This window comes from Streptomyces sp. R818 (genome assembly GCF_056172735.1).
In genome coordinates, this window is record NZ_JAOCNE010000003.1 from 1,486,293 (window position 1) to 1,499,684 (window position 13,392).

The 13,392-nt window shown below is 72.6% G+C and carries 14 protein-coding genes; 6 read left to right on the forward strand and 8 right to left on the reverse strand.

The window, feature by feature from the left end:
* Positions 1–31: 31 nt before the first annotated feature.
* Positions 32–769 (reverse strand): hypothetical protein, encoded by a 738-nt coding sequence (locus N5I75_RS11845; protein ID WP_476676663.1) that lies wholly within the window; start codon positions 767–769, stop codon positions 32–34.
* A gap of 1 nt (position 770) precedes the next feature.
* A complete protein-coding gene (locus tag N5I75_RS11850) occupies positions 771–1,304 on the reverse strand; it encodes a sigma-70 family RNA polymerase sigma factor (protein WP_476676664.1) in 534 nt (177 codons plus the stop codon).
* Positions 1,305–1,499: 195 nt separating this feature from the next.
* On the opposite strand from N5I75_RS11850, the gene N5I75_RS11855 reads away from it, so the two are divergent.
* The gene (locus N5I75_RS11855) at positions 1,500–2,519 is read left to right on the forward strand and encodes an aspartate-semialdehyde dehydrogenase (RefSeq protein ID WP_476676665.1); all 1,020 of its coding nucleotides are present in this window, start codon (positions 1,500–1,502) and stop codon (positions 2,517–2,519) included.
* A 201-nt stretch (positions 2,520–2,720) separates the two neighbouring features.
* Here N5I75_RS11855 and N5I75_RS11860 read toward each other — a convergent pair whose 3' ends face one another.
* Positions 2,721–3,233 carry a DUF1203 domain-containing protein gene (locus N5I75_RS11860; protein WP_476676666.1) on the reverse strand — a complete coding sequence of 171 codons (513 nt, stop codon included), beginning with the start codon at positions 3,231–3,233 and terminating at the stop codon, positions 2,721–2,723.
* Positions 3,234–3,364: 131 nt separating this feature from the next.
* Here N5I75_RS11860 and pepN point away from each other — a divergent pair, with 131 nt between their 5' ends.
* The 4 genes from pepN to N5I75_RS11880 all read left to right on the forward strand — a co-directional run bounded on the left by pepN (position 3,365) and on the right by N5I75_RS11880 (position 7,783).
* Positions 3,365–5,941, forward strand: coding sequence for an aminopeptidase N (gene pepN / locus N5I75_RS11865; RefSeq protein WP_476676667.1), 2,577 nt, complete (start codon positions 3,365–3,367; stop codon positions 5,939–5,941).
* Between the two features lie 386 nt (positions 5,942–6,327).
* Positions 6,328–6,594, forward strand: a complete 267-nt coding sequence (locus tag N5I75_RS11870; protein ID WP_476676668.1) for a DUF6332 family protein — start codon at positions 6,328–6,330, stop codon at positions 6,592–6,594.
* Positions 6,595–6,647: 53 nt separating this feature from the next.
* A complete protein-coding gene (locus N5I75_RS11875; protein ID WP_476676669.1) occupies positions 6,648–7,196 on the forward strand; it encodes a helix-turn-helix domain-containing protein in 549 nt (182 codons plus the stop codon).
* Positions 7,197–7,228: 32 nt separating this feature from the next.
* Entirely contained in the window at positions 7,229–7,783 is a 555-nt protein-coding gene (locus N5I75_RS11880) for a transposase (RefSeq protein WP_476676670.1), read from the forward strand.
* Between the two features lie 13 nt (positions 7,784–7,796).
* On the opposite strand, the gene alc is transcribed toward N5I75_RS11880, so the two are convergent.
* Positions 7,797–8,933: an allantoicase gene (gene alc, locus N5I75_RS11885; RefSeq protein WP_476676671.1), complete on the reverse strand. Its 1,137-nt coding sequence runs from the start codon at positions 8,931–8,933 to the stop codon at positions 7,797–7,799.
* Between the two features lie 64 nt (positions 8,934–8,997).
* Positions 8,998–9,951 carry a LysR family transcriptional regulator gene (locus tag N5I75_RS11890; protein ID WP_476676672.1) on the reverse strand — a complete coding sequence of 318 codons (954 nt, stop codon included), beginning with the start codon at positions 9,949–9,951 and terminating at the stop codon, positions 8,998–9,000.
* A 39-nt stretch (positions 9,952–9,990) separates the two neighbouring features.
* Here N5I75_RS11890 and N5I75_RS11895 point away from each other — a divergent pair, with 39 nt between their 5' ends.
* On the forward strand, positions 9,991–10,485 hold the full coding sequence (locus tag N5I75_RS11895; protein ID WP_476676673.1) for a GNAT family N-acetyltransferase: 495 nt from the start codon (positions 9,991–9,993) through the stop codon (positions 10,483–10,485).
* Here the strand turns inward: N5I75_RS11895 and N5I75_RS11900 are convergent.
* The 3 genes from N5I75_RS11900 to N5I75_RS11910 all read right to left on the reverse strand — a co-directional run bounded on the left by N5I75_RS11900 (position 10,392) and on the right by N5I75_RS11910 (position 13,380).
* A complete protein-coding gene (locus N5I75_RS11900) occupies positions 10,392–11,402 on the reverse strand; it encodes a DMT family transporter (RefSeq protein ID WP_476676674.1) in 1,011 nt (336 codons plus the stop codon). The genes N5I75_RS11895 and N5I75_RS11900 overlap by 94 nt on opposite strands.
* 89 nt (positions 11,403–11,491) lie before the next feature.
* Positions 11,492–12,136 (reverse strand): LuxR C-terminal-related transcriptional regulator, encoded by a 645-nt coding sequence (locus N5I75_RS11905; protein ID WP_476676675.1) that lies wholly within the window; start codon positions 12,134–12,136, stop codon positions 11,492–11,494.
* Positions 12,100–13,380, reverse strand: coding sequence for a sensor histidine kinase (locus N5I75_RS11910; RefSeq protein WP_476676676.1), 1,281 nt, complete (start codon positions 13,378–13,380; stop codon positions 12,100–12,102). The genes N5I75_RS11905 and N5I75_RS11910 overlap by 37 nt, the downstream gene beginning before the upstream one ends.
* Positions 13,381–13,392 lie beyond the last annotated feature (12 nt).

A 13,392-nucleotide genomic window follows, 5' to 3' on the forward strand; every position in this document is an offset into this window, starting at 1 on the left:
GACGCGAGTGGCGTCCGCCCCCGTCGCCGTGTCAGCCCGCCTCCGGGCCCGGGCAGGTCAGGCCCCGGGCCTCGGGGAGCACCGCGAGGATGTCGTCGCGGGCGTCGTCCACGCCGGGCCCGGTCGCCCAGTCCCGACGGCCTTGCCGGTCCTGCGGGTGCAGCGGGACGGCGATGAGCGCGTACGTGCCCGGCTCCAGGTCGGCGCGGGCCGACCCGTCCAGCGTGACGCTGACCGTCGGGTGCCGGGCCGCCGACCGCTCGGGCCGGTAGTAGCGCCTGACCTCCAGGACCACCTGTACGTCACCGTCGGCGCGCGGCGTCACGCTCCGCACGGTGCCTTCGAGCGACCAGCGCAGGCAGGCCAGCCGAAGGGCGCGTTGCTGCGCGCCGGACCCGTCCCCCGATTTCGCGGCCGCGCCGCTGTCGGAGCTGACGCTCTTGTCGTTCGCGCCGCCCGGCGCCTGCACCCCGAGCCACACCATCCCGCCGAACACGGTGACGGCGCAGGCGGCGACCAGCCCGCCGAGCGCGATCCGCAGCGGCCTGCGGCGGCGTACCGGGGCGGGGGCCGGCGCGGGGCGTACGGGTTTCGGGGCCGGGGCCGGGCGGGCCGCCAGCGCGTCGCCGAGCCCGGTGATCTGGTCGCGCAGGAGCGTGACATCGGCCGCGACCGCCGCCGCCTCCGGGTCGTCCGCGACGTCGCCGGGCAGCGGCTCACCCGCGATCGCGAGCAGCAGGAGCCGGTCCTCGCGTGTGCTGTCCTCCACGTCACACCACCTCCTGTTCGTGCAGCCGCGCCCGCAGCACGCGCACGGCCGTGTGCAGCCGGCTCTTGACGGTGCCCTCGGGCACGCCCAGCTCGGCCGCGATGTCGCGGACCGGCAGATCCGCGTAGAAGCGGAGCACGACGACCTGCCGCTGCTGGTCGGGCAGCTCATCGAGGCCCTGGGCCACCGCGAGGGAGAGGACGCGGGTGTCGGCGGCGTCCCGCGCGTCCTCCTGGCGCAGCGAGGCGAGCCGCTCCCCGAGCCGCTCCTGGCGGCGGCGCGCCCGGTGCCAGTCCATGGCGAGGTTGGAGGCGACGACCGCCGCCCAGGCCGAGACGTCGCGCGGGGCGTCCTGCCCCTTCGCCGCCCGTTCGAGCAGCCGCAGCCGGACCTGCTGCACCCCGTCCGGCAGGTCCGCGTACGGCACCCCGCCCAGTGACAGGACGGCTCGCACCCGGTCCTCGACCTTCGCGTCCAGCGGGTCCGGCACGTCCCGGACGTCCGGTGACCGTCTCCATGGTTTTCCGCGCAGCAAAGCCCCTCCCCTCCCCGCGTCCGCCCTGTGACGCGGGAGCGGCCCGAAACGTTCACACGGGTCCCGCACCGGTCCTGTGGCGAAGCCCACGCGTCCCGTACCTCGGACAATCGATTGGACAAGGCGACCCTGGACAGACACATCATGGACGCACCCGCAGGCCGGATGGCCGCTCGCAAGCACGGAGGAACCCCTGTGAAGGTCGGAATCGTCGGAGCCACCGGTCAGGTCGGCACGGTCATGCGCAAGATCCTGGTCGAACGCGCGTTCCCGGTCGACGAGCTGCGCCTGTTCGCCTCGGCGCGCAGCGCGGGCACGGTGCTCGACGGCGTGACCGTCGAGGACGCCTCGACGGCCGACTACACGGGCCTGGACATCGTCCTCTTCTCCGCCGGTGGCGCCACCTCCAAGGCGCTCGCCGAGAAGGTCGCCTCGCAGGGCGCCGTCGTGATCGACAACTCGTCGGCCTGGCGCAAGGACCCCGAGGTCCCGCTCGTCGTCTCCGAGGTGAACCCGCACGCGATCGCGGACCGCCCCAAGGGCATCATCGCCAACCCGAACTGCACGACGATGGCCGCCATGCCGGTCCTGCGTCCGCTGCACGACGAGGCCGGTCTCGAAGCGCTGGTCGTCGCCACCTACCAGGCCGTCTCCGGTTCGGGGCTCGCGGGCGTCGCCGAGCTGCACGGGCAGGCGCAGAAGGTCGTCGCCGACGCCGACAAGCTCACCCACGACGGCGGGGCCGTCGACTTCCCCGAGCCGGACGTCTACAAGCGCCCCATCGCCTTCAACGTGCTCCCCCTCGCGGGCAACATCGTCGACGACGGTCTGAACGAGACGGACGAGGAGCAGAAGCTCCGCAACGAGTCCCGCAAGATCCTGGAGATCCCGGCCCTCAAGGTCTCCGGCACCTGCGTCCGCGTCCCCGTCTTCTCCGGCCACTCGCTCCAGGTCAACGCCCGCTTCGCCCGCCCGATCTCCGTCGAGCGCGCCACGGAGCTGCTCGCCGGCGCCCCCGGCGTCGAGCTGTCCGACATCCCGACGCCGCTCCAGGCCGCGGGCAAGGACGCCTCGTACGTGGGCCGCATCCGCGGCGACGAGACGGTGGAGAACGGCCTGTCGCTGTTCATCTCCAACGACAACCTCCGCAAGGGCGCTGCGCTGAACGCCGTGCAGATCGCCGAGCTGGTGGCGCGGGAGCTCAGCGCCAAGTAGGCGCCTCAGCGGACGCGTCTGCGGGGTTCTTCGCCGTTGCCGGGTGCGGCGTACGTCGTGGCTGGTCGCGCGGTTCCCCGCGCCCCTGGAGCATGCGGCTTCGCCGCAGCCCCATGAGCTCCCCTGTGATGGCGCACGCAGTGCGCCTCTCAGGGGCGCGGGGAACTGCGCGACCAGCCACGACGCGACCCGCACGCGTGCTCAAGGCCGTCGCACCTCGAAGTGCAGGCAGCCGTACTCGACGGCCCGGACGTGGACCAGTGTGACGTCCGGGTCGGCGAACGCCTCGTCGAGCGCCGCGTCGAACCCGGCCGTCGCGTCGGCGGGGATCTCCAGGAGCCGCCCGCCCGCGATGCGGCCGCGCGCGTCGTAGCGGCGCAGGGTGCGCAGGGCGCCGGTCCTGTCGAAGGGGTAGCGGCCGGAATCGGCCACGTAGCCCGCGCAGTCCCCGGCGTCCGCGTGCAGGAAGACCGGGCCCTGCTCGTCGTAGGCGCCGGGGTCCGCGCCCGTCGCGGCGGCCCAGCGGCGCAGTGGCGCGTACGAGACGAGCGCGATGCGCTCCCCCTCCCGGACCGGCGTCAGGCAGCAGCGCAGCGGCGAGCCCGCGTCGTCGGCGGTGGCGGTGTACGGACGGCAGGGCCGGCCCGCGTCGTCGGTGGTGCGGAGTTCCTTCAGCGCGGCTTCCTCAATGGGGCGCGCGGTGTACCTGGTCATGGCTTCAGCCTGCTCTCGCGCGCGCGTGTCCACCGGCGGAAAACGGACATCGCGCTCGTACGCCCCCACGTGGAAGGATGACCGGAAACGTCACAAGCGTTGACCACGCAACCGCACTAGGAGATGACCGCGTGCCTGGCACCAATCTGACCCGCGTAGAGGCGCAGCAGCGGGCGAAGCTGCTCACCGTTGACTCGTACGAGATCGATCTCGACCTCTCCGGCGCGCAGGAGGGCGGCACCTACCGGTCGGTGACCACCGTGCGCTTCGACAGCGCGGAGGCGGGCGCCGAGACGTTCATCGACCTGGTCGCACCGACCGTGCACGAGGTGGTCCTCAACGGCCGCTCCCTCGACGCCGCCGCCGTCTTCCAGGACTCGCGCATCGCGCTGGCCGGTCTGGAGCAGGGGGCGAACGAGCTGCGGGTCGTCGCCGACTGCGCGTACACGAACACCGGCGAGGGTTTGCACCGCTTCGTCGACCCGGTCGACGAACAGGCGTACCTGTACACGCAGTTCGAGGTGCCGGACGCGCGGCGCGTGTTCGCGAGCTTCGAGCAGCCGGACCTGAAGGCCACGTTCCAGTTCACGGTGAAGGCGCCGAGCGGCTGGACGGTGATCTCGAACTCGCCGACGCCCGAGCCGCCCAAGGACGACGTCTGGGTCTTCGAGCCGACGCCCCGCATGTCGACGTACGTGACGGCGCTCATCGTCGGCCCGTACCACGCGGTGCACTCGACGTACGAGAACGCCGAGACGGGGCAGTCCGTGCCGCTCGGCATCTACTGCCGCCCCTCGCTCGCCGAGCACCTCGACTCCGACGCGATCTTCGAGGTGACGCGGCAGGGCTTCGACTGGTTCCAGGAGAAGTTCGACTACGCGTACCCGTTCGCCAAGTACGACCAGCTCTTCGTGCCGGAGTTCAACGCGGGCGCGATGGAGAACGCGGGCGCGGTCACCATCCGCGACCAGTACGTCTTCCGCTCGAAGGTGACGGACGCCGCGTACGAGGTGCGGGCCGCGACGATCCTGCACGAGCTGGCGCACATGTGGTTCGGCGACCTCGTCACCATGGAGTGGTGGAACGACCTGTGGCTGAACGAGTCGTTCGCCACCTACGCCGAGGCCGCCTGCCAGGCGTACGCGCCGGGCTCGAAGTGGCCGCACTCGTGGACGACGTTCGCCAACTCCATGAAGACGTGGGCGTACCGCCAGGACCAGCTCCCGTCCACGCACCCGATCATGGCGGACATCAACGACCTCGACGACGTGCTCGTCAACTTCGACGGCATCACGTACGCCAAGGGCGCCTCTGTCCTCAAGCAGCTCGTCGCGTACGTCGGCGAGGACGAGTTCTTCCGGGGCGTGCAGGCGTACTTCAAGCGCCACGCCTTCGGCAACACCCGCCTGTCCGACCTCCTCGGCGCCCTGGAGGAGACCAGCGGCCGTGACCTGAAGTCCTGGTCGAAGGCGTGGCTGGAGACCGCCGGCATCAACGTGCTGCGCCCCGAGATCGAGACCGACGAGCAGGGCGTCATCACGTCGTTCGCGGTCCGCCAGGAGGCACCCGCCCTGCCCGAGGGCGCGAAGGGCACATCGACGCTGCGCCCGCACCGCATCGCGATCGGCCTCTACGACCTCGACGAGGCGAGCGGCAAGCTGGTCCGGGGGGACCGGATCGAACTCGACGTGACGGCGAGCGAGTCGACGTCCGTCTCCGAGCTGGTCGGCAAGCGCCGCCCGGCGGTCATCCTCCTCAACGACGACGACCTCTCCTACGCCAAGGTCCGCCTCGACGAGCAGTCCCTCGCCGTCGTCACCGAGCACCTCGGCGACTTCGAGTCCTCCCTGCCGCGCGCCCTGTGCTGGGCGTCGGCCTGGGACATGACGCGGGACGCCGAACTCTCCACCAGCGCCTACCTGGACCTCGTCCTCTCCGGCATCGCCAAGGAGTCCGACATCGGCGTCGTGCAGTCGCTGCACCGCCAGGTCAAGCTGGCCATCGACCTGTACGCGGCGCCGGCCCACCGCGACACCCTCCTCGCCCGCTGGACCGAGGCGGCGCTGACCCATCTCCGTACGGCCGAGGCGGGCAGCGACCACCAGCTCGCGTGGGCCCGCGCGTTCGCGGCGACGGCCAGGACGCCGGAGCAGCTCGACGTCCTGGAGGGGCTGCTGGAGGGCACCCAGACCGTCGAGGGGCTCGCCGTCGACACCGAGCTGCGCTGGGCGTTCGTGCAGCGGCTCGCGGCGGTCGGGCGGTTCGACGAGACGGAGATCGCCAGCGAGTACGAGCGTGACCGCACCGCCGCCGGTGAGCGGCACGCGGCGACCGCGCGGGCGGCGCGGCCGACGCCCGAGGCGAAGGCCGAGGCGTGGGCCTCCGTCGTCGACTCGGACAAGCTGCCCAACGCCGTGCAGGAAGCGGTCATCGGCGGTTTCGTCCAGACCGACCAGCGGGAGTTGCTCGCGCCGTACGCCGAGAAGTACTTCTCCGTGCTGCGTGAGGTGTGGGACTCCCGCTCCCACGAGATGGCGCAGCAGATCGCGGTCGGGCTGTACCCGGCGGTCCAGGTCTCCGAGTCGACGCTGACCCGCACGGACGAGTGGCTGGCGTCGGCGTCGCCGAGCGCGGCGCTGCGCAGGCTGGTGTCGGAGTCGCGGGCCGGGGTGGAGCGGGCGCTCCGGGCGCAGGCGGCGGACGTGTAGGCGCCCGCACCCCCGCCCGGGCCGGGCCGGTCACCGTCTGCCGAACGCGGTTCATCGCGGACTGCGGACACGTCGTGGCTGGTCGCGCAGTTCCCCGCGCCCCTGAGATGCGCACTTCGTGCGGCATCTCGGGGGCGCGTTGCTGTGGGGCGCGTTGATGTGGGGGCGTATCTCCCCGAAGCCTGCCTCCCGAGGGACGCGCCACGGGAGGCGGTGGAAGGCGCGGCGTAGCCGCAAGCCTTCAGGGGCGCGGGGAACTGCGCGAGCAACCACGGCGGCGCCGCACCCGAAGAACAGGGGGAATGCCGCACGCAGTGCGCATTCCAGGGGCGCGGGGAACTGCGCGACCAGCCACAGCGAAAGCCGCGCCATGTGACACTGCCCCTATGGACGGCAGGACAGACGCGGGGCGGGAATCCCGGTGGGAGAAGGACGCGATGACGGTCGAGATCGGCTTCGCGTTGTTCACCGGCGCCCTGCTCGGCGGCGCCCTGTACGCCCTGCTCGCAGGCCCCACCTGGATCTGGCACCTGCCCCCGGGCGCGGAGGACCTCCTGCGCATGGCCGGAGCCGTACTGGGCTGCGGCGCAGGCATCTGGCGGGCCGCAGCCGTACTGCTCCGCTTCGACCGGACCCGCCGCCTGGGCCGCTAAGCGGGACCGTTGAAGTTGGGTGTGTTGGGTAGGCGCCCCGTGGGAGGGACACCATGGGGAAAAACCTCCGAGTAGAGCTGACCGACGATCAGCGCCGTGAGCTGCACGGACTGCTGGCTCGCGGTGATCTGACCGCGTATACCCGGCAGCGGGCTGAGTGCATCCGGTTCCTCGACCGTGGCAGAAGCACGGCCGAGGTCGCCGACCTGCTGGAATGCCACCCGGTCACGGTCCGGGCCGCGGTCCACCGCCTTCAAAAGGGCGGAATAGCAGGCCTACGCGATGCCCCGCGCCCCGGCCGTCCAGCCCGGCTTCTCACCCCCCAGGACCGGGCCGCACTGGGCGAGCTGCTGGATGAGTCCGCCGCGGCGGGGACCACGTGGAGCACGCCGGGCCTGTGCGACTGGCTGAAGGCGGAACGCGGGGTGGAGATCTCCACGGACTGGCTCGCGGAGCTGCTGCACCGGGAGGGTTTCCGCTGGAAACGTACCCGCGACAGCGTGCGGCACAAGGCCGACCCCGTCCTCCAGCAGACCGCCCGGGCCCAGCTGGAGGACTTGCGGCCTTACGGCTGGAGGCGAACGCCGGCCGGCGCGACCTGATCTTCCTGGACGAGTCCGGCTTCGCTCCCACCATGCCCACCGGATACACCTGGTCACGCATCGGACAGCGCGCCGTGGTGGCGAAGGAAGACACCCGCGGCCGCCGGGTCAACGTCCTGGGCGCGCAGATCGTCGGCATCGAGCCGGACCTGCTCTGGCAGCACACCGATGGCAAAATCGATGCCCGCATGCTGCAAGACTTCGTCTGCGTCCGCCTGGCGGGCCTGGGCGGCGGCGCGAGCGTGCTCGAGCTGGCTGCCGACGGCGTCGGAGTCGATGCGATCCCGCTCTGGTGCCGCCGACGGCCGTGCACCGTCGTCCTGGACAACGCCTCCGCACACGTGGCCAAGGCGTTCAAGGGCCGTCGGCGACAACTTGCGAGGATCGGAGTCGAGCTCTTTTACCTGCCGCCCTACAGCCCGGAGTTGAACGATATCGAGCTGGTCTGGCGGCAGGCGAAGTACGCGGACTATCCACAACGCACCCAGACCAGCACCGACGACATCGGCCAGGCCGTCGACCAGGCCCTGACCCGCCGACGCAATCGGATCCGCACATCAGCAGGGAACTTCACCCAGGCCGCTTAGACCCCGAACACGCCTACCCGGCGAACCGCTCGCGCAGCGCCACCCGCCCCGCATCCGTCAGCACACCGTGCACCCGCATCCGCGCCACGCCCCCGTCAGGGAACGCGTCAAGCCGCACATGCGTGGCCACGGCCCGCTCCCCCAGCGGGAACCGGTGCAGCGTGTCGGGCTGCAGCCGCGTACGCGGGATGATCTCGAACCACTCCCCGGTGTCCCCGTCCCGCCCGCTCAACGCGATCCACCCCGCCGAATTGCCCTTCAAGTAGGCCGTGTCGATCTCGACCGCGCGGATCTCCCCCTGCGCGGCGAGCCGGAAGCGGACCCAGTCGTTGGTGCCGTGGACGCGGCGGCGCCGGTTCTCCCAGCCGTCGTCCATCTTGCGGGAGGTGCCGGGCAGGATGATCTGGGTCGGGGAGGAGTAGAAGCGGTCGGACGCGTCCTCGTACACACCCCCGTTGAGTACGGAGACCAGGTCGAACGTGCCGAGCAGATCGAGCCACTCGGGGTCGGGTACGACCTCCCCGTGCACGCGGAGGCGGGCGATGCCGCCGTCGGGGTGCTGGCAGACGCGCAGGTGCGTGAAGCGGCGCTCGCTGGTGACGGCGAAGGCGTTGGCGGCGTGCCCGCGCACCTGGCTCGGCGCGACCAGCTCCTCCCACTTCACGTCGTCGCCGAGCAGCTCCTCGGGTCCGGGCGCCCCCGGCACGGCCGCCGCCTGGATGCTGACGCGCTGCGGGTAGTTGCCGCGGAAGTGCGCCGTGTCGACGACGATGCCGCGGATCACGCCGGGCGCCCCGAGCCGCACGATCGCCCAGTCGTGGTCCTCCGGCGCAGGGAAGGGCGACGCGGCCGTGCCGCGGCGGCGCCGCGTCTCCCAGCCGTCCATGATCTTGCCCTTGTGCCCGAAGTGCTCGGGGTCGAAGACGGCCCGCTCGCGTACGAGGAGGTTCTCGCGCTGGGCGAAGAACTCGTCGTTGGCGGCGATGACACCGGCGCCGAGCCGCCGGTCGGCGAGGTCGACGAGCTGGTCGAAGCCGGTCGGGTCACCGAAGGTGCGGTAGTCGGCGTACGGGTCGCCTCCGGCGTAGGGGGCGGCGTCGTTGGCGTGCGGGTCCTCGGGGGCCGGGGTCTGGGCGGGATGCGTCGTCATGCCGGTACTGTCGCCCCGCCGAACCGCGCAGGTCCATCGAAACTTTACGAGGTTGTCATTCAGCTCAGCTGAACAATGGGTCGGGCCGCACGGCCAACGCCTCCAGCACCCTCCGCACGGTCGCCCCTTCCTCCGCCCCCTTCCGCACCGCCGCCACCACATGCCGCACCGGCCGGTCCGCCCCGAGCGCGCACATCACCACGCCGTCCCGCCGCGCCGCCGCCATCCTCGGCACCAGCGCGACCCCCATCCCCGCCTCGACCATGGCGAGGATCGCCGTCCACCCGGCCGCGCTGTGCGCCTGCGCGGGGACGAACCCGGCGGCCTCGCACGCGGCGATCGTGATCTCGGACCAGGGCCCGGAGCCGCCGAAGATCCACGGTTCGCCCGCGAGATCGGCGAGGCGGAGCCCCGGCTCGGCCGCCAGCGGATGACCGACCGGCAGCGCCACGTCCAGCGGGTCCGCGAGCAGCGGCACCCGCGTGAACTTGGGGTCGCGGGCGGTCGGGGCGTGCGCGGCGAGCGACAGCGCGAGGTCCACGTCGCCGGAGGCGAGCAGCTCGTACGCCTCCCCCGCCTCGGCCTCGCGGACGCGGACGGCGATGCCGGGGTGCGCCGCGCGCAGCGCCCGTACGGCCGGCACGACGAGGGCGGGCACGGCGGTGGAGAACGCGGCGACCCGCACCGCCCCCGCCTCGCCGTGCACGTACTGCTCCAACGCGGCGTCGGCGCGCTCCAGTTGGGCGAGGACGGCGTCCGCGTGCGCGAGGACGAGGTGGGCGGCGTCGGTCAGCCGGACCCGCCGCCCGTGGGCCTGGAGGAGGGGCACACCGAGCTGTTTGGCCAGGTTGGTGAGCTGCTGCGAGACGGCGGACGGCGTCATGAGGAGCGCCTGCGCGGTGGCGGTGACGGTGCCGCGCTCCCGCAGCGTCCGCAGGATGACCAGCTTCTTGATGTCCCACCGGTCGGGCGCCTTCGTCGACGCCCTCCGTGCGGGCTCCGGCTCGTACTCGCTCATGCGCCACAACGTAACCCGGCGGCGACTTACGCTGGCGTCATGCGGCAGACGGTACGGACGGTGGAGCCGGTGGGCCCGGTACGGATCCGGGCGGCCAGGCCCGACGAGGCGGCCGAGCTGAGCGCGCTGGCCCTGCGCTCGAAGGCGCACTGGGGGTACGACGAGGCGTTCATGGCGGCGTGCGTCGACGAGCTGACGCTGCGGCCGGAGGAGGTCGAGGCGCGCAGGACCGTGGTGGCGCAGGCGCCGGACGGCCGCCTCCTCGGCCTCGCGACCCTCGAAGGGCTACCGCCGCGCGGCGAGTTGGGCCTGATGTTCGTCGACCCGTCCGCGATGGGCGGCGGCGTGGGACGACTCCTCTTCGACCATGTGCGGGAAGCGGCCCGCGCCACCGGTTTCACCCGCTTCAGCTGGGCCGCGGACCCCCACGCGGTCCCGTTCTACGAGGCGATGGGCGGCCGCCGGGTGGGCACGGTCCCCTCCGGCTCGCTGCCGGGGCGGGTACTGCCGTTGATGGAGGTGGGTCCGCTCTGAGGGGCCGGGCCCTTCCGGCGAGGCGGACGCGCCGCCGACGCCAGGACGACGCCCGTCAGGATCAGCCCCATGCACCCCACCTGCGCCCACCCCATCGCCTCACCCAGGACCGCGTACGACAGCAGCGCCACGCAGACCGGCTGCAGGTAGTAGACGACCCCGGCGCGGGCCGCCCCGACGAGCGCGATCGCCTTGTTCCACGCGAAGAACGCCAGCGCGGAGGAGACCACGCCCACGTACAGCAGCGGCCCGACCGTGCCCGCCCGCACCGCGAACCCGCCCTGCACCGCCACGCTCACCGCGTACGCGGGCACCAGCATCAGCGCGCCGAGCACGAACGTCGCGAACAGGAACGGCACCCCGCCGATCTCCCGCGGCCTGCGCCGCAGCAGCGCGCTGTACGAGCCGAAGCAGACAGCCGCGCCGACCACCCACAGGTCACCGGCCGCGAACCCCGGGCCCACCGATCCGTTGCCGACAAGCAGAACGACACCCGCGCACGCCACGAGCGTCCCGGTCACCCGACGGGCGCTGAGCCGAGCGCCGCCGAGCCGTTCGCAGAGCGCCATGAGGACCGGCGACGCCGCCATGATCATGCCCATGGCGCCGGCGGACGTGGTCAGGCCCGCCTGGTTGACGAGCGTGTTGTAGAGGGTGACGCCCAGGAGCGCGGCGAGCGTGACGTACCGCAAGTGCCGCCGCAGCAACGCCCGTTCACGCCAGGCCGCCCGGGCCCCGAACGGGGCGAGCGCCACGATCGCGACGATCCACCGCCAGAACGCGTGCTGCACCGGCGGCACGCTGTCGTGCAGCGCCCGAGCGGTGACGAAGCTGCCGGACCAGACGACGGTGGCGAGCGCGGCGAGGGCGATCCCGGCGGATGTCCGGGGGCGGTGCGGGACTTTCACGGAGGGCATGCGCCCAACGTCGCAGGACGCGACCCATCACGTCCATCGAAACTTTACGGCGTATGTGTTCAGGTGAACTGAACATTCTTGTGGTCGGCTCACCCCTCCAAATACGCCAGCACCGCAAGCACCCGCCGGTTGTCGCTCTCCCCCGGCAGCAGTCCGAGCTTGGTGAAGATGTTGCCGATGTGCTTGGCGACCGCCTTTTCGGTGACGAACAGCGCCTCCGCGACACCCGCGTTCGAGCGCCCCTGCGCGAGCATTCCCAGGACCTCGCGCTCGCGCGCCGTCAGCGAACCGAGTCTGCGGTCGCGGACCTTGCGGGCGAGCAGCTTCGAGACGACCTCGGGGTCCATCACCGTGCCGCCGCCCGCGACCTGCTCGATGGTGCGCAGGAACGCGGAGCCGTCGGTGACCCGGTCCTTCAGGACGTAGCCGACCGCGCCCGCGCCGTCCGCCAGCAACTCGTGCGCGTACAGCGGCTCCACGTACTGCGAGAGCAGCAGCACGGGGAGCCCGGGGACCCGTGCGCGGGCGGCGAGGGCCGCGCGCAGGCCCTCGTCGCTGAAGCCGGGCGGCAGCCGTACGTCGACCACGGCCACGTCCGGCCGCTCCTCGACGAGGACCTTGTGCAGCTCATCCCCGTTGTCGACGGCGGCGACGACCTCGTGCCCGTACGCGCCGAGGAGCCGTACGAGACCGTCCCTCAGCAGGAAGTGGTCTTCGGCGACGACAATGCGCACGGCACCTCCAGCGAGATCTGGGTCGGGCCGCCGACCGGGCTGTTCACGGCGAGCACCCCGTCGAAGGTGGCGAGGCGGCGCTCGATGCCGGCCAGGCCGCTGCCCAGGGCCGGGTCGGCGCCGCCGCGCCCGTCGTCGGTGACGCTGACGCGCAGGGCGGCGCGGGAGGCGTCGTAGCCGATGTCGATCCACAGCCGTTCGGCGTCGGCGTGCTTGGCGGCGTTCGTCACGGCCTCGGCGACGGCGAAGTACACGGCGGACTCCACGGGCGCGTCGGGGCGGCCGTCGAGGTCGACCGTGACCTCCGCGTGCAAGGGGCTGAGCAGCGCCAACGACCGTACGGCGTCCGCAAGGCCGCGGTCGGCGAGGACCGGTGGATGGATGCCGCGCACGAGGTCGCGCAGCTCCTGGAGCGCCGCGACGGACGAGGCGCGGGCCTCCGCGAGCAGGGCGCGCACCGCCTCCGGGTCGTCGGCGAGCCGGTGCTCGGCGGCGTCCAGCGTCATGCCCATCGCGACGAGCCGGGCCTGCGCCCCGTCGTGCAGATCCCGCTCGATGCGGCGCAGTTCGGCCGCGGAGGTGTCGACGGCGTCGGAGCGCGTCGCCGCCAGATGCGCGATCCGGGCGGCCATCAGCTCCTGCTCGCTCGGCGCAAGCGTGGCCCGTACGAAACGCGCGTGCCGGTCGACGGCGCCGGGGGCGAGGTACAGGCCCGCCCTGGCGACGGCGAGGCCCAGCAGGCCCGCGAGGACGCCGGTCGGCAGGTTCCGGACCGGGACGAACAGGTACCAGAGGCCGTCCCATCCCGCGTCCCGCGACAGGTCCGGGCCGAACACGGCGAGGAACAGACCCCACGCCCCGTACAGCACGAGGGCACCGGGAACGCAGGCGATGAGGCCGCCGACGAACGAGTACATCGTCGTCCACCGCCACTCGCGGAACCGCTGCGCGTCCCCGAACAGCCACCGGTAGCGGGCGAGCAGGCTCCGGCCCTCCTTGTCGCGCGCGGCCGGGGTGGGTGTCGCCTCCACCGTGATCCCCGACCACTCGGCGGCGAGCGCCCGTTCGCGGTCGACGAGGCGGCGCATCCCGGCGGCGGCGCGCGGCAGCAGCCCCGGGAGCGGGGTCCACACCGCGAGGTGCACCATCGACGACCAGTGCACCGCCACCATCGACAGCCACCACAGCCGCGTACTGCGCCGCAGAGCCTCCACCTGCCGTGCGATGTCCCCCGTGCGCGCCATCTCCCCCAGCTC